This is a genomic window from Streptomyces sp. AgN23 (assembly GCF_001598115.1).
GTDB lineage: Bacteria > Actinomycetota > Actinomycetes > Streptomycetales > Streptomycetaceae > Streptomyces > Streptomyces antimycoticus.
The window spans coordinates 7,879,459-7,903,610 of sequence record NZ_CP007153.1; the positions used below are offsets into that span (position 1 = coordinate 7,879,459).

Sequence of the window (24,152 nt, forward strand, 5' to 3'; positions counted from 1 at the left end):
GTGTGGCTCACCGTAGGCACGGGCCCGAGGGCGGGGATCGGGTATCTGCCCGATGCCCGGCGGCATCCGGGTGTGCATACAGGGGGCGGCTGATTCCTTGAGGGGGCGCCGGGAGTGGCCTAAAATCGATCGCGATCGCTTCAGCAGAACGCGAGACGACGGTGCCGAGGAACGTCTTGGCCCCGTGCCGTCCCCGCCGGACGGGAGAGCACACCATCATGGCCGAGCAGTCGTTTCCCGCCGAGTCTTCTCCCGAGCGCCGGATTCTGGAGATGACCGCAGCCGGTCGCCGGTACGTCTCCGACGCGGGATTCTTCGCCGCCCGGCCCCATCTGGAGGAGATCGCCCAGAGGGCGCTGGCGCGAACCGGGTGCGAGCCGGTGGGGTTCTTGGACGTCCATGGGCCCGCCCTCGTACGGATCACCGTGGAAAGCACCAGCGACCTGCCGCGGACGGTGCGCCTGGAGGCGCGGCCGGCGACGGCGCCGTTCGGGCTGACCGGGCGGGAGCTGCAGGTCGCGACCTGTATGGCAGGGGGACTGACCACGCCCGAGATCGCCGCCGCGCTGGGCTGCTCGCGCCGCACCGCCGCCACGCACGCCGAGCATGTCCTGGGCAAGAGCGGACTGCGGTCCCGGGCGGCCGTCGCCGCGATGATCACGTCCTTGCAGGCGCACACCCTGCCGGTTCCTCCGGAGGACCTGGTGCTGCCGCCGGCCCTGGCCGAGCTGCTCTCGGCGCCGGTGTGGGCTATCCCGGCTCGGTCCCGGCCCGCGATGCAGGCGATCACCGTGGGCCTCGTCTACCCGACGGGTGCGTCGGCCGGCGGGTCGGACCAGCGGCCGATGCGCCAGGGCGCGCAGCTCGCGCTGCGGGAACTGGAGCAGCGCGGTGGGGTGGCCGGGCGCGAAGTGCGGTCCATGGCGGTGGAGGCCACCCCGGAAGTGCTGCCGGAGGCGGTGGGCACCCTGGCCGAAGCGGGGGTGGACGCCGTTCTGCTGGGCAACTTCCACGGCGCGACGGTGCCCGCCGCGGCTGCTCGTGCGGGGGGCGCAGGAGCTCCGGTGGTGCACTCGATGGTCGCGCCAGGACTTGCCGCTGCCGTGGACCGTGATCCGCACGCGTTGGGCCATGTGTTCCAGGCGTGTGCGGATGAGACTGCCTATCTGTACGGTTTTCTACGCACTCTGCGAACTCTGGAGGACTCGGGAGCGTGGTGTCCGCACGGGAGGCGGCTGGCGCTGTTGCTGCGCCGCAGCACGTTCAACGAGATGTCCGCCGCCAGGCTGACCCGAGCGGTGGAGACGGCCGGATGGAACCTGGCGATGGTGGAGAGCGTGGACGAGCAGCACGCCCCGTGGGAGGTGATCGCGCGGCGCCTGGAGGACACCAATCCTGCCGCTGTCTTCCTGTCCATCTTGCCGGAGCAGGCACTGCGGGAGTTTCTCGCCGCGACGGTCGCGCTGCGCACCCGCACGCTGGCGTACACAGCCTGGGCGCCCACCGCGCCGGGTTTCACCGAACGGCTGGGCTCGCTGTCCCAGGGACTGGTGTGGTCCACGGTGGTAGGAGTGCGCGAGACCCCCCAGGCCACCGCGTTCGCACAGCGCTACCGCGCCGCCTACGGCGGTGATCCGGGGCTCGGCGCGGCAGCTGTCCATTACGACTTGGTGCGGGTTCTTGCGGCGGCATGGGCCTCGGTGGATCGGCCGTGGAACCACCGCGCGGTCCAGGAACACCTGCGAACGGTCCCCTACCGGGGAGTGGCGGGCGTCTACTCCTTCTCCGGACCAGGCCAACGGGGCCTGGCCTGTCCGGACGACACCCCGGATCCGTCTACCGCGCACCATCACCTGGCGTACCGCATCAGAGACGGCCGGCACCATCTGATCCACGACTGAGCTGACCGTAGTCCCGGGGGACTTGACCTTGCTCTGTGAGGAGGATGTGGATGGGGGAGCCGGCCCGCCGGGCGGGCGCGACGCAAGGAATGGATCGGCAACCGTGACCGGTCCGGCCGTGTCTGGCGCCCCAGCAAGAATCCGATCAAGGTGGACTGTTACTCCCCCTTTTCGACGGCGACCACTTGCAGGCCGACGGATTCCAATGATCATTGCAACACGCGATCACTCCAGTGTTGTGACGGGCTTAGCGAAGAGGGCGGCCGGGGTTTGCCATCCAAGGGTCTTGCGGGGGCGGTCGTTGAGGTCGGCGGCGACGAAGGCGAGATGGGCAGCGCAGCGAACGCGCCCAGCGCGGTCAGGCCGAGCCGGTTCAACAACGCGGCCAGATGCGGCAGCCCCAGCACCGACACCGAGTCGCCGGCCAGGAACTCCGGCGTGGCCCCGTCCGGCACCAGCAGTCCGCGGCGGGCCGCCAACGCGGCGGCGAACAGGGTGTCGGCGGCCCCCACCCGGCAGCTGAAGCCGGCCTCGGCGACCACCGTGCAGATCTGCTCGGCCAGCTGCTCCTCGCCGCCGAAGAACCGGTCGCGCTCCAGGTGATGCGGCTTGCGGCTCTCGTTGAGGATGCCAGCGATCGGCGACGTGCATCGCATCCGGTGGCCCGGTGCGCTCGCCCTCTGCGCAGGCACCGGCCCGGTTCCGGCAGATCACCTCGACACCTGGGTTGGCCTGCAGCCAGGCGGCGAGCGTGCCGGCGCGGGCGTCGGGCAGGAGGTCGACCGGTCTGCGGCCGGCGATGTCGACCAGGAGCGTGGCGTAGACGCGCCCCTTGCACAGCGCGAACTCGTCGACGTCCAGCACCTTCGGGGTCACGGCCACCGGGTCGGGCAAGGCGCGTATGAGCCGAAGCGGCGTGGACCTGCTGACCCGCAGTGTCATCGCCTGCGCTGGCCGGGCGCCGGCCCGTCCGGCCAGCAGCAAGGCGAGCGTCCGCGGCACGCTCTGCAGTCGGCTGCTGCGGCGCCCGTGGCAGAACGTCAGCCCCGGCGCCTGCTCGACGAAGGTTCGCGTGCACGCATGCCAGGTTGAGGCAACGGAAGCTCCGCACCGTAACTCGACCATCAGCGGTCGGTCGGCGACCGCACCGTCCGCAACACGCCGCACGTACCGACTGTGAAGACGGCGTGTCAGCACCGCCGCGCAGTCCGGACAGGCTCTTCCCGGCACACAGCAACGGGCCCGTACGACCACCAACTCGCCGCTGACGTCAAGTCCTTCGACCACGGCATCGTCCAGTTGCGGGACCCACAGCTCATCCAGCACCCCATCGAGCACGACCGCTCACGCTCACAGATCCGGTGACCCTCCGTCACCGAAGCACGGAAAGTGATCCAGAGCCCACATTCAGTCGTTGCCGACAGGTCAGGTGAACCTCAGGGCTCTACGACCATGTCGAGGGCGGGACGAGAGCGTCCTTGCATGCGCCGGTTAGGACAACAGGCAACGAAAAATTATACATCCTGAAAACTATTCGCCTCGTCTGAGGGCGCCTAGGTTGCGACCACTGACGCACGTGATGCACAGCACAGCGTGCAGCGGAATAGACACAGCCGAGTCGTTCAGGAAGGCAATGATGGACAACGAGATGTCCCGCCGAAAGGTGCTGCACCTAGGCGCTGCGGTTACGGCGGGTGCTTCTGGTGTCGTCGCAAGTGGCGCACTTGGCGGGGCCGCCGCGGCGAGTGACATGGCTGGTGCAGCAACCAGTGCACCGGCCGTAACGGGCAAGAAGCAGGGAAAGGACGACCGCGAGTGGGACACGCCGGACTCGTGGCACAGTCCCGAACCGGTCGATCTGCTGCTGTTCAACGGCAAACTGGTCACGGTCGATGAGCAGTTCTCGATCGAGCAGGCGATGGCGGTGCACAACGGCCTTATCGTCGCTGTCGGATCCGACGAGGTCCTACGGAAGCGCTTCACCGGCAAGCAAGAGATCGACTTGCGTGGGCAGACCGTACTGCCCGGCTTCAACGACGCTCACTCGCACGCCCGCACGTTCAGCCACCGAGCGATCGGTGACCTCCAAGCTGCCACCTCAATCAAGACGATCCGGGAGCTGCTCGCCGCGAAGGCAGGGGACCTCGGCAAGGGTGAATGGATCACAGGGTCTGGTTACGACGAGACAATCTTCGACGAAGGGCGTAAACCCAACAGGCAGGACCTCGACGAGGGGGCGCCTGACAACCCGGTGTACCTGGTTCGCCAAGGGGGCCACAGTGCAGTTGCCAACAGCCGCGCCCTCAAACTCGCCGGTGTGGACAAGGACACGCCCGATCCGAAGGGCGGCCGGATCGAGCGTGACAAGGACGGCGTGCCGACCGGCGTCCTCGTCGAGGCGGCCGCGGACCTGGTCCGTCGGCATGTCCCGAGCCTGACGCCCGAGGAAGATCGGAAGGGGACGATCGCCGGGCTGAAGGCGTACCTGCGCCTGGGCATCACCAGTTTCACACAGGCGGCGGGCAGTGTGGGCGAGTTCAAGAAGTGGCGTGCAATCTACGACGAGGTGGGCACCGACCTGCCTCGCGCCAGCTATTACGTCACCTGTACAACGGATACGCCCGACGGCGTCAAGCCGTTCGAAGGCGATGATCGGTTGCGCGCCGTCGCGCTCAAGGTGTTCGCCGACGGCGGGTTCACCGGCCCCGACGCCCGTCTGACCTTGCCGTACAAGGGGGTGGGTGACGGAGAGTTCCGTGGGAGTCTCCACCTCACTCCTGAGGAATTTCTCCGCATGTTCAGTCGCGCGACGGACGAGGGCTGGACGGTCGGTGTGCACACCGCAGGTGACGGTGGCGAAGGGATCGTCATTGATGCGTTCGCCAAGGTGCTCTCCGAGCGGCCGGGCCTCGACATCCGCCATCACCTCATGCACCTGGAGGTGCCGCTGCCGGACGAGTACTACGACCGCATGGCCCAGTACGGCATCGGTGTTGTCCAGCAGACCAACTTCATTTGGTCTTTGGAGGGGCTGTACGACAACTACCTGTGGCCCGTCGTGCGGGAGAATGTGGCACCGGCCGGCAAGCTGCTTGAGCGCGGCGTCACCTTCGCCAATTCCGCTGACGTCATCCCGACTGGGCCGATGCTCGGGCTCTACACGTCCGTCACGCGGCGCGGCCGCAGCGGCAAGCGCTACGCCTATTCGGAGGAGCGCCTCAGCCTCGAGGATTCGATCCGCGCCTACACGATCGCCGGTGCCTACCAGACCCACCAGGAGGACGTGAAGGGCTCGCTGGAGGCAGGCAAGTACGCGGACTTCCTCGTGCTGTCCCACGACATCTTCAAGGTTCGCCCCGACCATCTGCAGGGCGTGCGGGTCAACGAGACCTACGTGGGCGGCAAGCACGTCTACAGCCGTCCGAAGAAGGAGCGTCCCTCGACCAAGGGACGCGAGGCAACCATGCCGTCCGGCGGGCGAGAAGGCGGTCCGGAGGAATTCCTGCTGACCGGCGAGACGTTCTGAGCCCAACCCCGTTGCCAGCTCGGCCTTCACCTGCACGACCTGCACGTCCGATGGCTTCCGGCCTCCCCGGCGATCCCCGCGAGGCCAATGCCTGGCTGCCACCCTCCGGCCAGGTCCGGCACCACCACATCTGCGAAGACGCGTAGCTCCGGCGCGATCCGTGCCTCCTCTTCGCCCCGTGCGAACCGCTTGGCGTCCCGCCCCTGCTGGACTTCCCTTCCATGCATGTCCCCCCCCCGGGCCGTCAGCCCACAGCTCTGCGCGTGCCGCATGGCACACGGCGTGCCGAACAGCCGAGCTCCACACACCCGACGACGGCCACGCATCTCATAAGGCAACGCGGCACCCAGCCCCTGACTCTGCTCAGCGCGGTGCCGTGCCCCTCTACCACCAGACAAAGAGCTGTAAGGAGCACTTGTTACATGGATACTCGCCAAGATCGACAGACCGGGGCAGTGGCAGGTGAGTCGCCCGGTATCTTGCCGGAGTCCGGCCTGAAGGCCGGGCTGAAGAACCGCCATCTGTCGATGATCGCGATCGGCGGTGTGATCGGTGCTGGCTTGTTCGTCGGTTCCAGCGCCGGGATCGCCAAGGCCGGTCCCGGCATCCTGATCAGCTACGCCCTTGCGGGCCTGCTGGTCGTCCTCGTGATGCGGATGCTCGGGGAGATGGCGGCGGCCAGCCCCGCCTCCGGCTCGTTCTCGGAGTACGCGGACCGGGCCCTGGGCCGCTGGGCCGGCTTCACCATCGGCTGGCTGTACTGGTTCTTCTGGGTCGTGGTCCTCGCCGTCGAGGCGACAGCCGCCGCGCAGATCCTCACCGGCTGGATACCCGCGGTCCCGCAGTGGGCCTGGGCGCTGCTGGTGATGGTGATCCTGACCGTCATCAACCTCGCCTCGGTGGGCTCGTACGGCGAATTCGAGTTCTGGTTCGCGGGCATCAAGGTGGTCGCGATCGGCGCCTTCATCGTCATCGCGGGCCTCGCCGTCCTCGGCCTGCTGCCCGGCACCGACATGGCGGCACCCGGCACGGAGAACCTGACCGGCCAGGGCGGCATCCTGCCCAACGGCCCCGGCGCGATCCTCTCCGGCATGCTGCTGGTGGTCTTCTCCTTCATGGGCAGCGAGATCGTCACGCTCGCCGCGGGGGAGTCGGCGGAGCCGGCCAAGATGGTCAGCCGCGCCACGAACAGCGTCATCTGGCGCATCGGCCTCTTCTACCTGGGTTCGATGGCCCTGGTGGTCACCCTGCTCCCCTGGGACTCCAAGAAGCTGGCGGACCAGGGCTCCTACGTCGCGGCGCTGAACGAGATCGGCATCCCGCACGCCGGCACCATCATGGACGTGATCATCGTCACGGCGGTGCTCTCCTGCCTCAACTCGGGCCTCTACACCGCCTCCCGCATGGCCTTCTCCCTCGGCAAGCGCGGCGACGCGCCGGCGGTTTTCGCCCGTACGAACAAGCGCGGCGTCCCGTCGACGGCGATCTGGGCCTCCGTCGCCTTCGGCTTCGTAGCGGTGATCTTCAACTACACCAACAAGGAGACGGTTTTCACCTTCCTCCTGAACTCCTCCGGCGCGGTCGCCCTCTTCGTCTGGCTGGTGATCTGCTGCTCGCAGCTGCGCATGCGCCGGATCATCGAGCGGGAGATGCCGGAGCGGCACACGGTGAAGATGTGGCTGTTCCCGTATCTGACGTACGCGACGATCGGGCTGATCCTCTTCGTCATCGGCTACATGTTCTACGACAAGGACGGCCGCGAGCAGATGGTCATCTCCGTCGTGGTCGGGGCGCTGGTCCTGGTCCTCGGCCTGGTGCTGCAGCGCCGGCGCCGGAAGACCGCGTAATCGCCCATGGGACGCGTTCCGGGCCGTGCGGCCTCGATGACGAGCTCTGGTCTGTGAGCGCATCGCCAAGCGCCCCACAATGCAGAGATGGAAGAAGCCCTCCTCGCTAAGAGCTTGTCTCACGTGGCGAGTTTTGCGAGCTTTTTATAGCAGGTCAAGGCTGCCGCGAGTCCGAGGAAGGCCAGGAAGTGGCTGCCTTTTCGCTCGTATCGGACGGTCAGGCGGCGGTAGCCGAAGAGCCAGGAGATCGACCGTTCGATCTTCCAGCGGTGCCGTCCGAGACGCTGGCCGGACTCGATGCCGGGCCGGGCGATGCGCGGGATGATGCCACGACTGCGCAGTCAGGCCAGCCGATCGGCGGAGTGGTACGCCTTGTCGGCACGGAGTCTGCCGGGGCGGCGCCTTCGAGAGCCGCGTCGTGAACGGAAGGCGGGGATGCCCAGGACCAGCGGCAGCAGCGCGTGGCTGTCGTGAACGTTGGCACCGGACACGCCGAGCGCAAGAGGTATGCCCTGTGCGTCGGACAGGACGTGGAGTTTGCTGCCCTTCTTGCCCCGGTCGACCGGATTGCGCCCGGTCAGCGATCCCCCTTTTTCGCACGGACGGAGGCCGCGTCCACGATGGCCGAGGTCCAGTCCAGCTCACCACGGGCGCCGAGTTCGTCCAGAACGGCCTGGTGCAGCCGCCGCCACAGCCCGGCTCTGGTCCACGCGGAGAACCGGCGATGCGCGGTGGCCGGCGAGACACCGAATGCCTCGGGCAGGTGCCGCCACGCGCAACCACTGGTCAGCACGTACACCACAGCCGTGAACACGGCCCGCTCGTCAACCGGAGCCGTCCCGCCTCCCTGCGGACGCGACGAGAACGACGGCAGCAAGGGAGCAACCAGAGACCAGAGTGCGTCCGGAACCAACCGCTGCGACAAGCCAACACTCATGGCAAGGAATCATGCCGCATCACCCCGACGCCACGTGAGACAAGCTCTAATACTGCAACGGTGCTTGCCGTGACTGCTGGCCAGCTCAGTCGTTGGTCCGGTTATGGGTGGGGACCTTGCTGATGTCAGGTTGTGGGCCGGAGAACTGAGTGCGGTGCACGAGCGGTTCGTGCACCGGTTCAACCGGGAGGAGCCACGTCAGTCGGCGCTGGCCGATATGCGGGGGCTGATTGCTCCGCTGGAACGGAAGAACGGCTGGACGCTCGCGGAAGAAGCCGGACACACGGGGCCCGACCGCATCCACCGTTTGCTGAACCGGATCGAGTGGGACGCCGACGAGGCCCTGGACGACGTACGTGACTACGTCGTCGAACACCTCGGAGACCGGGATGCCGGTCTGATCGTCGATGACACCGGCTTCCTCAAGAAGGGCATCCGCTCGGCCGGCGTGCAAAGGCAGTATTCCGGCACCGCCGGACGCACCGAGAACAGTCAGATCGGTGTGTTCCTCGCCTACGCAACGAATCGTGGACGCACGCTGATCGACCGCCGCTTGTATCTGCCCACGTCATGGACGGACGACCGCTGTACCGACCGCACGCTGACACGTAACTGCTTGGCGACCGTGACGTTGTCGTGTCCCAGGGCGAATAGTTCAGCTGCCCGTATCCGGATGCGCTCGCGAAACGCCCGTCGCTCCGGGGTCAGCCCGCCCCCTTGCGGATACCTCGTGCAACCGGCCTACCGCAGCAACCACCGCTTGTCAGCCACGACATCACACCAACAAAGTCAGTAAGTGGCCCCATCCGACTCCGACTCGTCGGCGCGGCGCGACGGCATCCGCCCACGGCCGCCGCGCTGGGCCTTCTTGAGGTGCTGAAGTACCGGGACGAGCGACTTCAGTGCGTCTACGGGCAGTTCAGCAGCGGTCTGCACAACGGTCCGCAGCGCCACCTGACGCGCGCCGACCTCTTTGAGGGCTTGGAGCAGGGCAACGTCCTCGCGGACCTTCTCCCCTTTGCCGTCATCCACGAAGTACTTCACCGGCACACCGAAGAATTCGGCAAGCGCAGTCATCTGAGCAAGCGTCGGATTGTCGCTCTTCCCCTTACGAAGATGGCCGATGTAGGTCGGCGAGACGCCGATGGCTCTGGCAACCTCGGCGTTGTTCCACGGACCCCTGTCAGACGGGTGAACGGTTTCGAAGAGGCCGTTCAGCCTGGCGGCAAACGTACCTTCCGCCTTAGCCACCGGCTCGTCCGCACGAGCGGAATCAGCCATCGCCCCGCCACATACTCGCTCTCACGGTGCACCACAAATCAATGAACTGACGATGAATTTTACCAGGGAGGAAATCACTCCCAGTTGACGAACCCGGAAGAGGGGGGCAGAGTGGGCCACGCGCGCACAACGCTCCGTGCCCCAAAGTGACCGCTGAGCCGCAAAGCGCTTCCAGGAGGCAAGTAGCGAAGAGTCCATCATGATCCATGCACGTTCATTAAATCGAACTCGTATTCGGATTTTGGTAGGATGGAAGGGATAGTGACCTTCGATGCCACCCCGCACGACTTCCCAACGCCGGATGGGCAACCGTCGCGATCTGGACAGTCATTGGGGGGAGATCAGCATCGACTTCGCGATCGGGCCGGATGTCTCGCCTCTCGAAGCCATGGAGTGGGTCGGCGCGGTGGTGGCGCTTCCCCCGCTCCGCTTCCTCGAGGGAGTGCCCGGGGCACTGGCGCGAGGTTTTCCCTGTCGCCCCCGGCCCCCTGCTCGACTGGCACCGTAGGTTCATCGCCGCGAAGTGGGACCGCCCCGCGCGTCGGCGCACCGGACGCCAACCCACCCCGGCAGCGGTCACGACGCTCGTTCTGCGGTGGCCAGGGAGAACCTGCGGTGGGGGCACAGGCGGATCCATGGTGAGTTGGCCCGACTCGGGCATCGGATCGCCGCCTCGACCGTCTGGGAGATCCTGCATGCTGCGGTCGTCGACACCGCCTTCGGTAGGCGGCTGTACGGGCTGGTGTTCCTCGAGCATGGCACCCGGCAGCTGCACATCACCGGGGTCACCGCCCGCCCGACATGGGACTGGGCGGCGCAGCAGGCAAGGAATCTCACCGCCGACCTGGGCATACGCATAGGGTCCCTGCGCTTCTTGCTGCGCGACCGCGATGGCAAGTACGGCGAGGCATTCGACGCCGTCTTCCAGGCCGAGGACATGGAGATCCTCAAAAGTGCGCCACAAGCTCCCCGCGTGAACGCGCACTGCGAACGCATCATCGGCAGCATCCGACGCGAAGCCCTGGACCATGTCCTGATCATGACCGAGACCCATGCCCGTCACGTCCTTGCGGCCTACGAACGGCACTAAAACGAGCACCGACCCCACCAACCACCCGACGCTCAAGAACCCGCCGCAGCGCATGACCCCCACACCCACAAAGTCGAGCGCACCCGGATCCTCAGCGCCCTCAGCAACGAGTACGGATATGCGGCATGACGTGCAGCGACGACTTTTCGAGCGGCACACACCCTACGAACCACTGATGCTCCCCGGTAACCGATGCACCTGGGCCCAGAACTGATCGCGTTTCTCTCTCACTCGCACTCGCCGTTCCAGCCGACATCACGTTCATGCAGACAGTCTCCACGGCAGCAGTCATCACAAACGCTCTCCTTGTACATGAATTTCCTCCTTGAATATTTGAGCGAGACAGCTCTCAAGTTACGAACCCCAGGTATTACCCAGGATCATCATCTCTCCTCCACCCCCTCAACCCAGACGAACTCTTTCATTCTCACACAGGACAGCACACAGAGGCCAGCAGGAGAACTGTCACGGCCCTGCTGTGACAGGAAGCTGCCTAGCACGGGAGTTGGATAACCTTGCTCAAGAAAATCGGACTGACCCCAGACGCCAATGACCTTTACCGCGCAATGCTGAAGGCCCCGCGAGCGGATCTCCAAGAGATCGCAAACACCCTTGACTGGGCGCCTGGCCGAGCATCGGCAGCGCTTGAAGAATTAGCCGAACTTGCGCTGGTGCGCCCATCCAGAGAAAGTTTTGGAAACTTGCGCCTGGTAGACCCCGAGGTCAGCCTCAGAATTCTTCTCCAATCCCAGGAAATGAAACTTCAGAAGCTTCAGAAGAACCTATCGGAGGGCAAGCTGGCGGTTGCCCGTCTCATCTCCGACTACCGAGAGGAGGAGGCCAGACAGGGCCCACAGGCCATCAAGATCGTTCATGGCCTGGATGAGATACAGGCATGCATAGAGCGGCATAGCCATGACTGCACCGAGGAGATCGAGGTCTTCGTACCCCACGGCGCGCAGTCGGAGAACAGTCTCCACGCGGCCCGGCCACTCGACCTCATGCTGCTCGAACGCTCGGTCCAGGTCCGGTACATATACTTGGATAGCATCCGGAACGACCGACCGACAACGGAATATGCGGAATGGATCGGAGAAAATGGCGGACAGGTCAGAACCGTCCCCCACTTACCTATGCGGATGATCATATGGGACAGGCGTACCGCAATTATCCCCGCCGACCCCAATGCCGCGGACAGAGACGTTTTCCTGTTGACCAGTTCAGGGCCGGTCGCTGCTCTGCAGTCGCTCTTCGATCTATTGTGGCAGCAGGGTTCCGGATTCGGAAAGCCTCGTTCCCGGAACACCGATGGAGACCTAGGCGATCAGGAAAGTGCGATACTCGGTCTGCTCGCCGGCGGGCTCACCGACGAAGTAATAGCTCGAAAACTCGGTGTCTCTGTTCGTACCTGCCGACGAATCACCGCAGAACTCATGCAACGGCTCGGCGCCCGAAGCCGTTTTCAGCTGGGTGCCCTCGCCTCTCAGCAAGGCTGGCTCAGACCCTGACGAGGCGCGCCCTGAAACTAGCCCCGCAGGTACGCGAGCACCGCCAGAACCCGGCGGTTCGTGGCATCGGTCAGCGAGAGATCCAGCTTCGTCAGAATGCTGCCGAAGTGCTTGCTGACCGTTCCCTCGCTGACGTGCAGCGCCTCGGCGACCGAGGCGTTGGACCGTCCCTCCGCCATGAGCGCGAGCACTTCCTGCTCACGAACGGTGAGCCTCGACAGGGGGTCACGGCGGTGGCGGAGCAGTTGCCGGACCACTTCCGGGTCCACCACCGTGGCTCCCGCGGCGACCCGCTGGACAGCGTCGACGAACTCCTCGACATGTCCGATCCGCTCCTTGAGCAGGTAGCCGACGCTCGTTCCGTCCGAGGAGTCGAGCAGTTCCTCGGCGTAGGAACGCTGGACGTACTGGCTGAGGACGAGGATGGCCAACGCAGGCTCCCGCTGCCGCAGCTCGATCGCGGCCCGCAACCCCTCGTCCGTGAAACCGGGCGGCATGCGCACATCCGTCACCACGATGTCCGGCCGATGCTCCGCGACCGCCTCGGTCAGCTCCTGCGCGTTGCCGGCACCAGCCACGACTTTGTGGCCGAAGCGTTCGAGGAGGCTGACGAGCCCCTCGCGCAACAGCACACTGTCCTCGGCCAACACGATACGTAACATCAGATCCTCGTTCAGGCGGGGGAGCCGACAGAAGTACAGGGGACCCGCAGGCGGAAGATGGTGGGGCCGCCGGGCGGACTGGACATTAGCAGGTGGCCGTCGAGCACCGAGATGCGATCGGCCACGCCCTGGAGGCCGGTGCCGCCCGCCGTGTCCGCACCGCCGACACCGTCGTCCACGACCTCCACGACCAGCGTGCCCGACTCCAGCGTGCCCCGTACGCCCGCGCGGGTCGCTCCGCTGTGCTTGGCCACGTTCGCCAGTGCCTCGCACACCGCGAAGTACACGGCGGTCTCGACCGATTCGTGCAGTCTGCCCGGCAGGTCGAAATCCACCTCCACAGGCACTGCCGACCGGTCGGCCGCATCCTCGACCGCGGCCTGCAGCCCTCGGTCGGTGAGTACCTGGGGGTGGATGCCCCGGATCAGTTCCCTTATCTCCACCAGCGCCGTCCCCGCCTCGTCGTGTGCCTTGGCGAGAAGGCTGTTGAGCGGCTCGCCCGGACTCTCCAGCCGGGCCAGGCCGAGCGTCATCGACAGCGCGACGAGCCGCTGCTGCGCGCCGTCGTGAAGGTCGCGTTCGATCCTGCGGCGCTCGGCCTCGAAGGCGTCCACCAGGCGCATCCGGGAACGGCCGAGCTCCTGTATGCGGGAGTCGAGGCCAGCGTCCCCGCAGTAAAGCAGCTGCCGGGTCAGCACGGCCCGCCCGGCGGCCACAGCGCCCAGTGGATAAGCGAGCAGCGGCAGCAGCACCGCTCCGGCGAACGCCGCACCGAACGCTTCCGGATACGAGTCGGCCATCCAGATCTTGAGAACCCGGGCCTCTTCGCCGCCGCCGGCCATGAACATGACGAACGGGGTGCTCAGCAGGCCGCCGCACACCGTGATCACCGTTCCCACGGCGAGTCCTTCCAGAGGCCACAGCACGCAGGCGAACAGCACCCCGTACCCCAACTCCCGCCAGGTCGACTGCTCCTTGAAGCGGATGCGCGCCCAGGCCATCGGGCCCGTGCCTTCCGGTTCACGGTGCGGGCTGACCAGGACGGTGGAGTCGATGAGCAGCAGTCTCCGGCGTTCGAGAGCGGCCAATGGGATACCCGACAGCGCGAGCATGAGCAACAGCGGAATGCCGATCAACGCCACCGCCAGCAGGCTCCCGGCGACCGCCAGCAGAAGCAGCCAGGTGAAGGCGGTCACGCCGACCGCCACGCTGCTCAGCAGATAGAGCGCCGCTCTCCACGGCCAGCTGCTGAGGACGTAGCGAGGCGACTGGAGCGCCTGCCAGACAGTAGGCGGATGCATGAGCGCACTGTAAGCGGTCCGTACCGAGGGTGACCACCCAGCTAGCTCTACCTATGAGTGGGGGCTGGCTCACCGCAGGAGGCGGCCCAGTTGCAATGCGCCGGCCAGGGCCGATCGAGTCTCCTGAAGACGGGGGCAGACGTCGCCCTCACCGCGTGACGCGGGATCGTCCGTCTGAAGGGACCGCGATGGCCTGGCTCGAAGACGAGTTGTCGGCCATGCCTGTCTGGTGGGCACTGTCCCTGGTGTTTCTTCTGCCCGCGCTGGAACCGGCATTGCCGGTGGTGGGCATGCTTCTCCCCTCCCAGACCGCTCTGGTGACCGGCGGCGTGCTCGCCCACCGTGGGGTGCTGCCGGTCGCCGGCGTGCTCGCCGGGGCGGTGTTCGGCTCCCTGGCGGGGAATCTGCTCGGCTACGCCGTCGGCCGGAAGTGCGGCGCGGGGGTGACGGCCCGGCTGCTCCCGCGTGTGGTGGCCTCGCACCGCTGCGGGACGTTCGCCGGGGTCGTCCGCCGATACAGCGGCAGGGCGGTTGTGCTCGGGCGGTTCAATATGGCCCTCAGGGCGTTCGTCCCGCTCGTGTGCGGCACGGCACATGTTCCGCTGCGCCGCTTCCTGGCCTGGTCGCTCCTCGGCGGCCTTCTCTGGGGCCCGGCCTTCGTGTCGCTCGGCCTGCTGGCGGGGGCCTCGTGGCAGGAATGGGGCGGCCCCGGCATGGCTGCCGGGGCTTCGATACTCGTACTCCTCATCACCACGCTACCGGTGTTCGGCGCGCTGCGACGTGGCAGGCTCACAGGTACCGGGACACGAACTCCACGAGCTCGTTCTCCGCTGGGACCAGGTAGAAGTGGTCTCCCGCGAAGACCTGACACTCGAACTCGGACGTGGTGAGCTCGGCCCAGGACTCCAGTGCGGCGACCGCGCATCCCGGGTCCCGGTCGCCGCCGAGGGCGGTGACCGGTGCCCGCAGCGGGGCCGGGTGTCCGGGCCGGTACCGCTCGATCAGCCGGTAGTCACCACGCAGGGACGGAAGTAGCAACGGCCGGAGATCCGGGTTGTCGTAGGCGGACGACCCCAGATCGCCGAGGCGTCTCGCCGAGGCGATGAGTCGTTCGTCGTCCAGCAGGTGAAGCGCGCCGCCCCGCTCGGTGTGCGGCGCTCCCCGCCCCGACACCAGGACACGGCGCGGCACGCTCCCATGCCGTGCCTCGATGCGTCGGGCCACCTCGTAGGCGACGGCCGCTCCGAGGCTGTGCCCGAACAGGACCAAGGGCCCCGCGAGTTCGGGTTCGAGTGCCTCGGTGATCCGGGTGGCCAGCTCCGCCATGTCCTCTATGCAGGGCTCGGCGAACCGCTCCTGCCGCCCCGGATACTGGACGGCGAGCATCTCGACGTCGTGGGGCAGCCGCTCAGCCCAACCGTGGAACAGGGTCGCCGTGCCTCCGGCGTGGGGAAGACAGACCAGACGAACCCTGCTCGGGCGGCCCGGATACCTCCTGAACCACCGGCTCCTGTAGTTCGCGTCGATGACGGCCACGACACCCGCCCCTCTCCCCTGCGTGCGCATGCTCCCGGAAACATGTTCCTCGGACATGATCCGCCGTGCTCGCGTGCGTATACCGCCCCAGCCCGGGCAGGTCCTGCCGACCGCAGCTTCCTGCCCCTCCCATGCGGCTGTTCGCGGGGTCGGCGCGAGGCGCCCACGACAGGGTGGAGCTATCTCCACCACCAGAATTCCGCTTCGCTGCGATGTGGTTGGCGTTCGCAAGGAGTTGAGTGGTCACCATGAATCAAGCAGCCGTCCGGCTCAGTTCTGTCACTCGGTCCTTCGGAACCGGAGCGGGTGCCGTGACCGCACTGGACAGAGTGAGTCTCACCATTCCCAAGGGCACCTTCACCGCTGTCATGGGCCCCTCCGGCTCCGGCAAGTCGACTCTGCTCCAGTGCACCGCCGGGCTCGACCGGCCCACGAGCGGCGCCGTGATGCTGGGCGACACGGACCTGACAAAGCTCAGCGAAACCAAGCTGACGCTGTTGCGGCGTGGCCGGATCGGCTTCGTGTTCCAGGCGTTCAACCTGTTGCCCTCCCTCACGGCGGAGCAGAACGTGGCGCTCCCGTTGCGCCTCGCAGGCCGCCGCCCGAAGCGGTCGACCGTCCTCGGCGTCCTCGAGCAGGTGGGGCTCCGTGAACGGGCCGGCCACCGGCCCAGCGAGATGTCCGGCGGCCAGCAGCAGCGCGTGGCCCTGGCCAGGGCCATCGTCACCCGCCCGGAGGTGCTCTTCGGCGACGAGCCGACCGGCGCCCTGGATTCCCAGACCAGCCGGGAGGTCCTGGCCCTGCTGCGCGGCATGGTCGACCGGGGCCAGACCGTGATCATGGTGACGCACGATCCGGTCGCCGCCTCGTACGCGGACCGGGTGCTGTTCCTGGCGGACGGCCAGGTGCACGACGAGTTGCACGCCCCGTCCGCCGAGCAGGTTGCCTCGCGCATGACCCAGCTGTCGGTGGTCCCGTGCTGAGCCTCGCCCTCAACGGCATGCGGGCCCGCTGGGTCACGTTCGTCGGATCCTTCGTCGCCCTGGCCCTGGGCGTGGCTCTCATGGCCGCCACCGGCCTCGCGCTGGCGGCCACCTTCCAGGCCCCCGAGCGCGGACCGGAACGCTTCGCCGCGGCTCCGGCAGTGGTCCAGGCGTCGGACACGCTGCGGGTGCGTACGCCGATCGGCGAGCGTACGCAGCGCCTTGCCGACCCCAAGGCCGTTCCGGAAAGCCTGTCCGCCAGGCTCCGAGAACTCGGCCGCACGGTCGAGGACCGCTCGTTCTCCGTCACGGTCGCGGACACCCGGCTGGACGGCGGCGGCGAGGGAACGGTCGGGCACCCGTGGTCGGTCACGGCGGCAACCCCGTACCGGCTCACCGGCGGCCGGGCCCCCGAGGCATCCCAGGAGATCGTCGTCACCGCCGGTCCCGGGGCCGACGTGCGGCTCGGCGACCGCGTCAGGGTCACCACGCCGGACGGACCCAGCAGCCGTACGGTCGTCGGAACGGTGGGGGCCAGGGACTTCGAGACCGCGGCGTTCTTCACCGACTCGGAAGCCGCCAGGCTCTCCCCGCGCGTCGACGCGGTGGTGGCGTACGCGGACGCCGCCGCGGTACGCAAGGCGGTCGGGACCGAGTCCGGGATGGTGGTCCTCACCGGCGACGACCGGCGCCGGGCCGACCCTGATCCCGACCGGGACAGCGAGGCACTGATCTCGGTCAACGCGCTCCTCGGTACGGCCGCGGCTATCACCGGCTTCGTCTCGGTCTTCGTGGTGGCCTCCACGTTCTCCTTCGCCGTGGCCCAGCGCAGGCGCGAGTTCGGCCTGCTCCGCACGGCGGGCGCCACTCCTCGCCAGGTACGGCGGATGGTCTTCGCCGAAGCTCTCGTCATCGGTGTACTGGCCTCGGCAGCCGGCTGCTGGCTGGGGCAGGCCGGGGCACCCCGGCTCACCGCGTGGATGGTCGACGTCGGGATCGCGCCGTCCTGGTTCGCCATCGGCGACCAGACCTGGCCGCTGCACACGGCCTTCTGGCTGGGCCTGGGCGTAGCCATGGCCGGTGTGGTGGTCTCGTCGCACCGGGCGGGGAAGGTCGGGCCCACCGAGGCGCTGCGCGACGCCGCCGTCGACAGCCGGGCCATGCCCCTGAGTCGCTGGCTGCTGGGGGCCGGGGTCCTGCTGACCGGCATTGGGCTGCTGTGCTGGGCGCTCGTCACCGAGCCCGGGGACGTACTCAAGAGAAAGACGTACATCACCCAGCCGATGCTGCTGATCGTCGGATTCGCACTGTTCGCACCCGTGCTGGTGCGGCCGCTCACCCGCCTCATGACCTGGCTGCCCGCCCAGCTTCCCGGCGCCACCGGGATGCTGGCGCGACAGAACGCCGGCACCAGCGTGCGCCGGACGGCCGCCGTGGCCGCCCCCGTCATCATCACGGTCGCACTGGCCGCCTCGCTGATGGGAACGACGGCCACCATCAACGAGGCCAAGGCCACCGAGGCCAGGGCTCAGACGACCGCCGACTACGTGGCGGTCGCGGAGGGCGAGGACGGCTCGCTACCGGCACAGTTCACGCAGCGGGCAGAGGGCATCCCCGGCACCGTGGCCGGCGCCTCCCGTTCCACCGCTGTGAGTGTGCTTGAGGAAGGCGTCGCCCTCGTGAGGTCCGAGGCCAGGGCCGTGGAACCGGCGGACCTCGCCGCCGTGTCCGCGCTGCCGGTGGTTTCGGGCCGGGTGACCGACCTCGACGACCAGAGCATCATCGTCAACGAGGAGTGGCAGACGCGGACCGTCGGACAGCGAGTCGCCGTATGGCTCGGCGACGGCCGCAAGGTGTCGCTGCGCATCGCGGCCGTGCTCCGCGTCGGCACCGGAAGCAACGGCGTGTACGTGACACCGCACAACGCCGCCGGCGCGGCTATCGACCGCGTGGACATCAGGCTCCGCGACGGCGCCGACAGGGCCGCTGTCGAGGCGCGGCTGCGCGAGGCGGGCCGGGCAACGGGTACTCAGGTCCTGACGAAGGACGCCTGGGCGTCGGAGAACTATCCGCGCTCCAGCGAGAACACTCGCCTGGGGCTGCTCATGATCCTCGGGATCGCCCTCGTGTACACGGGTATCGCCCTGGCGAACACGCTGGTGATGGCCACGTCCGACCGGGTCCGCGACCTGGCGGTGCTCCGTCTCACCGGGGCGACCAAACCGCAGGTGCTCCGTCTTGTCGCGGTGGAGGCGCTGGTGGTCGTGGCCGTGGGCAGTGTCCTCGGCGCCGCCGTGTCCGGCCTCAACCTGCTCGGCGTCTGGGGTGCACTGGGGCTGCTCGCCGTCTGGTCACCGCTGGTCGTGCCCTGGGAGGCCATCGGTGCGGTGGCGACCGCGAGTGCCGTGCTGGCCGCGGTGGCCGCCGTCGTGCCGGCGTTCGTGGCACTGCGCACGAGGCCGGTCGAGCTGGCGGGGATGCGTGAGTGACACGCCACCTGCCCCTCCCTTGGCCCCCTGGCCCCACCTCTTTCCCGCCACGACCCAGAGAAGGTCCTCGAGCTGTGATGAGTGACACCAGTACCCTGCTCCGCGAGTTCCTGCGGGCTCCCCTGCGCATCGGGGCCGTAGCACCGAGCTCTCGCAGACTCGCCGTCGCGGTCACCACTCCGATCCCGGAGCTCGGCGATCCGGTGGTGGTGGAACTCGGCCCCGGTACGGGGGCGTTCACTAGCGCCATCCAGGAACTCCTGGGCGGAAGGGGCCATCATCTGGCCGTGGAGATCAACCCCCGTCTCGCTGACACGCTGCGCGGGCGCTTCTCGGGAGTCGATGTGATCAACGCGGATGCCTCGAAACTACCGCAGTTGATCGCGGAGAGAGGCCACGGCAAGGCGGATGTGATCGTCAGCGGCCTGCCCTGGGCGTCGTTCCCGCGCGGTATCCAGCAAGAGACGCTCCTGGCGGTCAGCCAAACCCTGAAGCGGGAGGGCGCGTTCACGACGTTCGGGTACGTCCACGCGATCCGGCTCGCCCCCGCCTTACGGTTCCGCCGGATGCTTGGCGTGACCTTCGAGGAGGTGGTCACCGGCCGCACGGTGTGGGGCAATCTGCCACCGGCACTCGTCTACCACGGCCGACGCCCGCGGGTCATCGCCCCGCTGCGCGCTCCCGCTCCGTCCCGGCGGACGGACCGCGAGTGCTCGTGCTCGGCCGGGGTGCTGAGCGCCGGCCGGTGATCGCACCAGGGTCCGGACACGACCGAGCTCCCCGTACCGAAGGGCACCAGTGCGGGGAGCTCGGGGGCGGGCGGCGCGGGTCAGCCCGCGGAGGGCTCGGCCATCGCCACGGCGATCCGGCGGGGGCCTGTGAACGGCTCCCGGGCATGGGCGGCGAGCATGTTGTCGACCACCAGGATGTCGTCCCGCTGCCAGTCGAAGCGGGTGCTGGCGTCCCGGTAGCACTGCCGCAGATGCGCCACGACGTCATCGGGGATCGGCGCGCCGTCGCCGTAGTAGGAGTTGGTCGGCAGGTCCTCCGGAGCGAAGATCTCCTGAAGTCCCGCACGGACGTCCGGGCCGAGCGTGCTGACGTGGAAGAACGTGATGTGATTGAACCACACCGGCTCTCCCGTCACCGGGTGAACGTGGACGGCGTCCCGGACCGCTGTGGTGCGCAGGCCGCCGTCGGTCCACTCGACGTCTATGCCCTTGCCGCGGCAGTACGCGGCGACGGCGTCCCGGTCGTCGGTGTTGAACGCCTTCTGCCACGGGACACCGAAGTCCGGGTGGAAGTTGCGGACCACCCGCCAGCCCCGGCGCCGGAACTCCTCGCGCACCTCCGGCTCGATGGCCCGGTACACCTGACGAATGTCCGCGAGCGGCGTGGCCCCCAGCGTGGTCGGCGGTTCGATGCAATAGAAGTACAGCGTCTGCGGCCAGACCGCCTGGTACGAGTTCTCGTTGTGCAGGAAGATCTCCTCGTCGGCCGGGTAGTCCGTCGAGGTGTACACCTGCCCCTTGATGGTGCTGCGCGGCGAGGAGCGCTCCGCATACGTCAGGGGCGGCGTCCCGGACAGCGCGTGTACCGAGGCGTCGAAGCCGTCCACGCCCCCCACGGCGAAGCCACGCAGGAGCACGGCTCCCCGCTCAACGAGAGCGGCACGGATCTCCGTGCGGTTGCGGGTGAGGAACTGGCCGACCGGAGCGGCCTGGTCCGGGGCTGTGTAGAGGCGGGGCAGCAGCCCGGTCGCGGCCGCGGTGGAAGGGCTGGTCACGTGCATCGGCTCCTTCCGGAGCGAAGAGGGTCGGGGAAGAGTGGATGGCCGTGGTGGCGGCCCTGCGCGGTCAGGCGTCAGTCGGACATCGCCACCAGCACCCGGCGGGTGCCCGTGAACGGGCGACGGCCGTGCGCCACGAGCATGTTGTCGATGAGCAGCAGGTCACCGGTGCGCCAGTCGACGTCCACCGCCGCCTCCAAAGCCCGGTCTCGCACCTGGATGACGTACTCGTCCGGGATCGACGACCCGTCGGCGAAGGTCACCGACTGGGGCAGCTCCTCCGGCGGAAGGATCTGCGCCAGCGCGGCGGCCGTGTCGCCTCCCAGGCCGACCGGGTGCCACTGGTCTGACTGGTTGAACCACACCTCGGCGCCGGTCACCGGGTGCTTCGCGGTGGCCGGGCGTACCTGGCTGATCCGCAGGGTGCCGTCGGGCCGCCACTCCCACGTCGCACCAGTGCCTTCGAGGAAGGCCTCGGCCTGACCGCGGTCGGTGGTCTCGAACGTGTCCTGCCAGCTCTTGCCCAGTCCGTAGCCGTCGTGGAGGTTCTGCCGGTAACAGACTCCCTGCGCGAAGGCCTCGCGGACCTCGTCGTCGAGGGACTCCAGCCAGAGCGCGGCGTCCGTCACCGGCGTCGCGCCACCGGTCTCCGCGGCCTTCTCGCAGAAGAACAACAGACGCGCCGGCCACTGGTGGGAGTACGACATCTCGTTGTGCATCGAGATGGTGAACTCCTGCGGGTATTCCGTGGACGTGTAGACGTTCTGGCCGACCTTCGTGCGGGGCGAGTTGCCGTGCACGTAGGCGAGCCGCGCGGGCAGCAGTTCGGACATGACGGGCTCGAGCGCCTCCGGGGTCAGGTGAAAGCGCCGGAAGACGAGGGCCTTCTCCGCGATGAGCCGGGCGTCGATGGTGCCACTGTCACCGACGACCTTGAGCAGCCCCTCCGGGGACGCCTCCACGCCGGCGCTCTCCGGGGTGATCTCCAGCGGAGACCAGGTGCTTGCCGTGTTCATGCGTCTACTCCTTCTTCATGGTGGATTCGTGGTGACAAACGGACTTCTCGAAGGGCCCGACGGCGGTTTCGCCCCGCCGGACCGTGGGCGACAGGGCGGCGGTGAGGGCCAGTAGAGCCATCGCCGCGCCCAAGCCCAGGGCCGTGCCGGCGGCTCCGGACGCATCGAGCAGCAGGCCACCGGCCAGCACACCCAGCGAGTTGGCGCCCGAACCGATGAGCTGAAGCACACTGTTGACGCGTCCTTGTAGCGCGTCGGGGGTGATCCGCACCTGGTAGACGCCGCCCGCGACATTGATCGCTCCGCCGGCGAAGTTCACTCCGGCGAGGAGCATGCCGAGGACCAGCGGCGAGCGCGTCAGCGCGAGGCACGGCACCAGCAGGGCCCACCCGGCGAAGCCCAGGCGGACCATCGCGGACAGCCGGAACCGCCGCGCGAACCAGCCCCCGCAGAGCGCTCCGCAGGCTCCGCCCACCCCGCTGACAGCGGCGATCACACCGACCGTCGCGGCGGAGGCGCCCTCCTCGTACAGGACGAGGGCGGGCAGCAGGGTGAGCGCTTGGAAGATCACGTTGCTGCCGGAGATGAGCAGCGTTGTCTGCCGCAGGAAGACCTGCCGCCACAGCCAGCGCACCCCCTCGGCGATCTCAGGGACGAACCGGCGCGGCCGGTCCACCGGTTCGTCCTGGAACGGCTTCCTGATGAGCAGGACGGCGACCAGCGCGCACACGTGCGCCACGGCGGCCACCCCGAACGGCGCCCAGCGCGCCAGCGTGAACGTGCCGCTGCCCACGGGCTGCCCGATGATCCCCGCGGCCCGGCCGCGCGCCTCGTTCCCGGCGAGCGCGGCCGTCAGTTGCCCCGGTGGCACCACATGGCGGACGCCGGCCCGCTCGGCGAGCCGGTAGCAGACCATGAGGGAGCCCTCGACAAAGGCGGCGACCGCCAGGTGGGCCAGCCACACCTGCCCGCACGCCACGGCCACCAGGACGCTCGTCGCGCTCACGGCACAGCCCGCGCTGCAACCGATCATCAGCCGTCTGCGGTCCCAGCGGTCGACCAGCGCTCCGGCGGGCAGCTGGACGAGCAGCTGCGGAAGCTGCGCGGCGAAGCCCGCCACAGCCGCCGCCGACGCGGACCCGGTCGACCAGATCAGCAGCAGCGGGTAGGCCACGGAACCGGCGCGGGCCCCCAGCAGGGTGAGTCCCGCGCCGCTCCACAGCAGCACGAAGTCTCGCTGCCGGCGCAGGGGGACACCGGCCTGTTTCTTCGTGTCCCCCGCGTCCGCCACCGGTCGAGGCGGTTCGCCGGCGATTCTCATCCGTGACCCGCGGGACGAGTACGCCCCGCCCCGCGACACCACTCGAGCACCGCCATCGCGCTGTGTATCTTGTTCTCGGCCTGTTCGAAGGCGATGCTGTGCGGGCCGTCGAGCACCTCAGCGGTGACCTCGTCGCCCCGGTGCGCGGGCAGGTCGTGCATGAACACCGCCTTCGGACTACCGGCCCACAGCTCCTCGGTGACGCGGAAGGGGGTGAAGATCCGCCGCCAGTCCGGGTCCGCCTTCGTCGTTCCCGTCGTCTTCCAGCGCGTCGTATAGACGACGTCCTGGTCACCCGGCAGGTCGGCCATGTCGTGGCGCTCGTGCAGGACCGCGCCGGACCGCTTCGCGTACGCCTCGGCCTGTGCGCGTGTCACCGCGTCGAGCCCGTAGCCGGGCGGGGTCCGCAGCTCCAGCCTCGTGCCCTCGAACCGGGTGAGGGCGAGGGCCAGGGCGGCGGCCGTGTTGTTGCCCTCGCCCACATACAGGATGCGCAGCCCCTCGATCCGGCCGAGCTTCGTCATCATCGTGGTGAGGTCGGTCAGCGCCTGAGTCGGATGCTCGTCGGCGCTCATGGCGTTGATGACGGCCATCCGGTCCTGGCGGGCCCAGGCGCGCATCTCCGCCGGGTCGCCGGCGGTACGGGCGACCAGGACGTCGAGCATCCGGGACAGCACCGCACCGGTGTCCTGCGTGCTCTCCCCGGTGTTGAGCTGGAGGTCACCGGGACCATAGGTGATCAGCGAGGCGCCGAGCCGCAGCGCACCGCTGGAGAAGGCCGTCCGGGTGCGCGTGGAGGTCTTGCTGAAGTAGATCCCCGCCACGGTGTCCTGCAGGGGCCGGGCGCCACGCGTGCCCTCGAGGGCGAAGGACGCCCCGGAAGCGACGATGCCGCGCAGGTCGGAGTCGGTCAGGTCGTTGATGGAGATCAGGTGTCGTGCGGCAGCGTGCTGCATGTCGTCCTC

Annotated in this window: 16 protein-coding genes and 3 pseudogenes; 9 read left to right on the top strand and 10 right to left on the bottom strand. The window is 68.3% G+C overall.

Features of this window, described 5'->3' with window-relative positions; all coding sequences use genetic code 11:
• Positions 1 to 218 precede the first annotated feature (218 nt).
• Entirely contained in the window at positions 219 to 1,901 is a 1,683-nt protein-coding gene (locus tag AS97_RS34250) for an ABC transporter substrate-binding protein (RefSeq protein WP_210566209.1), read from the top strand.
• A gap of 209 nt (positions 1,902 to 2,110) precedes the next feature.
• Here the strand turns inward: AS97_RS34250 and AS97_RS47810 are convergent, their stop codons facing one another.
• The gene (locus tag AS97_RS47810) at positions 2,111 to 2,557 is read right to left on the bottom strand and encodes a hypothetical protein (RefSeq protein ID WP_247204573.1); all 447 of its coding nucleotides are present in this window, start codon (positions 2,555 to 2,557) and stop codon (positions 2,111 to 2,113) included.
• A 977-nt stretch (positions 2,558 to 3,534) separates the two neighbouring features.
• Here AS97_RS47810 and AS97_RS34260 point away from each other — a divergent pair.
• Both AS97_RS34260 and AS97_RS34265 read left to right on the top strand, forming a co-directional pair.
• Positions 3,535 to 5,427, top strand: a complete 1,893-nt coding sequence (locus tag AS97_RS34260; protein ID WP_210566211.1) for an amidohydrolase — start codon at positions 3,535 to 3,537, stop codon at positions 5,425 to 5,427.
• A 422-nt stretch (positions 5,428 to 5,849) separates the two neighbouring features.
• Positions 5,850 to 7,274, top strand: coding sequence for an amino acid permease (locus AS97_RS34265; protein ID WP_210566212.1), 1,425 nt, complete (start codon positions 5,850 to 5,852; stop codon positions 7,272 to 7,274).
• 119 nt (positions 7,275 to 7,393) lie between these two features.
• On the opposite strand, the pseudogene AS97_RS34270 reads toward AS97_RS34265, so the two are convergent.
• Positions 7,394 to 8,199: pseudogene (locus AS97_RS34270) on the bottom strand (IS5 family transposase).
• 115 nt (positions 8,200 to 8,314) lie between these two features.
• Between AS97_RS34270 and AS97_RS34275 the strand changes: the two are divergent.
• Positions 8,315 to 8,797, top strand: a pseudogene (locus tag AS97_RS34275) (transposase); the annotation flags it as partial.
• A gap of 203 nt (positions 8,798 to 9,000) precedes the next feature.
• Here the strand turns inward: AS97_RS34275 and AS97_RS34280 are convergent.
• The gene (locus AS97_RS34280; RefSeq protein ID WP_086706190.1) at positions 9,001 to 9,492 is read right to left on the bottom strand and encodes a helix-turn-helix transcriptional regulator; all 492 of its coding nucleotides are present in this window, start codon (positions 9,490 to 9,492) and stop codon (positions 9,001 to 9,003) included.
• Positions 9,493 to 9,947: 455 nt separating this feature from the next.
• On the opposite strand from AS97_RS34280, the pseudogene AS97_RS47815 reads away from it, so the two are divergent.
• Positions 9,948 to 10,711, top strand: a pseudogene (locus tag AS97_RS47815) (integrase core domain-containing protein); the annotation flags it as partial.
• Between the two features lie 386 nt (positions 10,712 to 11,097).
• Entirely contained in the window at positions 11,098 to 12,090 is a 993-nt protein-coding gene (locus tag AS97_RS34290) for a helix-turn-helix transcriptional regulator (RefSeq protein WP_236669557.1), read from the top strand.
• Positions 12,091 to 12,107: 17 nt separating this feature from the next.
• Here AS97_RS34290 and AS97_RS34295 read toward each other — a convergent pair whose 3' ends face one another.
• The 3 genes from AS97_RS34295 to AS97_RS34310 form a co-directional block, all read right to left on the bottom strand.
• Positions 12,108 to 12,752, bottom strand: a complete 645-nt coding sequence (locus AS97_RS34295; protein WP_086706188.1) for a response regulator transcription factor — start codon at positions 12,750 to 12,752, stop codon at positions 12,108 to 12,110.
• An 11-nt stretch (positions 12,753 to 12,763) separates the two neighbouring features.
• A complete protein-coding gene (locus AS97_RS34300) occupies positions 12,764 to 14,053 on the bottom strand; it encodes a sensor domain-containing protein (RefSeq protein WP_210566213.1) in 1,290 nt (429 codons plus the stop codon).
• Between the two features lie 789 nt (positions 14,054 to 14,842).
• Complete coding sequence (locus AS97_RS34310; RefSeq protein ID WP_086706185.1) at positions 14,843 to 15,619, bottom strand: alpha/beta fold hydrolase; 777 nt, start codon at positions 15,617 to 15,619, stop codon at positions 14,843 to 14,845.
• A gap of 218 nt (positions 15,620 to 15,837) precedes the next feature.
• Here AS97_RS34310 and AS97_RS34315 point away from each other — a divergent pair, with 218 nt between their 5' ends.
• The 3 genes from AS97_RS34315 to AS97_RS34325 all read left to right on the top strand — a co-directional run bounded on the left by AS97_RS34315 (position 15,838) and on the right by AS97_RS34325 (position 19,810).
• Entirely contained in the window at positions 15,838 to 16,572 is a 735-nt protein-coding gene (locus tag AS97_RS34315) for an ABC transporter ATP-binding protein (RefSeq protein ID WP_086706218.1), read from the top strand.
• Entirely contained in the window at positions 16,566 to 19,061 is a 2,496-nt protein-coding gene (locus AS97_RS34320; RefSeq protein WP_210566214.1) for an ABC transporter permease, read from the top strand. Before AS97_RS34315 ends, AS97_RS34320 begins: the two co-directional genes overlap by 7 nt.
• A 77-nt stretch (positions 19,062 to 19,138) precedes the next feature.
• A complete protein-coding gene (locus tag AS97_RS34325; protein ID WP_201724394.1) occupies positions 19,139 to 19,810 on the top strand; it encodes a methyltransferase domain-containing protein in 672 nt (223 codons plus the stop codon).
• Between the two features lie 80 nt (positions 19,811 to 19,890).
• Here the strand turns inward: AS97_RS34325 and AS97_RS34330 are convergent, their stop codons facing one another.
• From AS97_RS34330 to AS97_RS34345, 4 genes are all read right to left on the bottom strand, one after another.
• Positions 19,891 to 20,811: a TauD/TfdA family dioxygenase gene (locus tag AS97_RS34330; RefSeq protein ID WP_260613004.1), complete on the bottom strand. Its 921-nt coding sequence runs from the start codon at positions 20,809 to 20,811 to the stop codon at positions 19,891 to 19,893.
• A 113-nt stretch (positions 20,812 to 20,924) separates the two neighbouring features.
• Positions 20,925 to 21,866: a TauD/TfdA family dioxygenase gene (locus tag AS97_RS34335; RefSeq protein WP_086706182.1), complete on the bottom strand. Its 942-nt coding sequence runs from the start codon at positions 21,864 to 21,866 to the stop codon at positions 20,925 to 20,927.
• A gap of 4 nt (positions 21,867 to 21,870) precedes the next feature.
• On the bottom strand, positions 21,871 to 23,157 hold the full coding sequence (locus AS97_RS34340; protein ID WP_201724393.1) for an MFS transporter: 1,287 nt from the start codon (positions 23,155 to 23,157) through the stop codon (positions 21,871 to 21,873).
• 26 nt (positions 23,158 to 23,183) lie between these two features.
• Positions 23,184 to 24,143: an ornithine carbamoyltransferase gene (locus AS97_RS34345; RefSeq protein ID WP_086706215.1), complete on the bottom strand. Its 960-nt coding sequence runs from the start codon at positions 24,141 to 24,143 to the stop codon at positions 23,184 to 23,186.
• Between the last annotated feature and the right edge of the window lie 9 nt (positions 24,144 to 24,152).

Coding starts and splice junctions, on each gene's coding strand:
- AS97_RS34280 (WP_086706190.1), bottom strand. CDS start 9,492: ATGGCTGATTCCGCTCGTGCGGACGAGCCGGTGGCTAAGGCGGAAGGT.
- AS97_RS34250 (WP_210566209.1), top strand. CDS start 219: ATGGCCGAGCAGTCGTTTCCCGCCGAGTCTTCTCCCGAGCGCCGGATT.
- AS97_RS34325 (WP_201724394.1), top strand. CDS start 19,139: ATGAGTGACACCAGTACCCTGCTCCGCGAGTTCCTGCGGGCTCCCCTG.
- AS97_RS34335 (WP_086706182.1), bottom strand. CDS start 21,866: ATGAACACGGCAAGCACCTGGTCTCCGCTGGAGATCACCCCGGAGAGC.
- AS97_RS34295 (WP_086706188.1), bottom strand. CDS start 12,752: ATGTTACGTATCGTGTTGGCCGAGGACAGTGTGCTGTTGCGCGAGGGG.
- AS97_RS34300 (WP_210566213.1), bottom strand. CDS start 14,053: ATGCATCCGCCTACTGTCTGGCAGGCGCTCCAGTCGCCTCGCTACGTC.
- AS97_RS34310 (WP_086706185.1), bottom strand. CDS start 15,619: ATGCGCACGCAGGGGAGAGGGGCGGGTGTCGTGGCCGTCATCGACGCG.
- AS97_RS34315 (WP_086706218.1), top strand. CDS start 15,838: ATGAATCAAGCAGCCGTCCGGCTCAGTTCTGTCACTCGGTCCTTCGGA.
- AS97_RS34265 (WP_210566212.1), top strand. CDS start 5,850: ATGGATACTCGCCAAGATCGACAGACCGGGGCAGTGGCAGGTGAGTCG.
- AS97_RS34260 (WP_210566211.1), top strand. CDS start 3,535: ATGATGGACAACGAGATGTCCCGCCGAAAGGTGCTGCACCTAGGCGCT.
- AS97_RS47810 (WP_247204573.1), bottom strand. CDS start 2,557: ATGCGATGCACGTCGCCGATCGCTGGCATCCTCAACGAGAGCCGCAAG.
- AS97_RS34345 (WP_086706215.1), bottom strand. CDS start 24,143: ATGCAGCACGCTGCCGCACGACACCTGATCTCCATCAACGACCTGACC.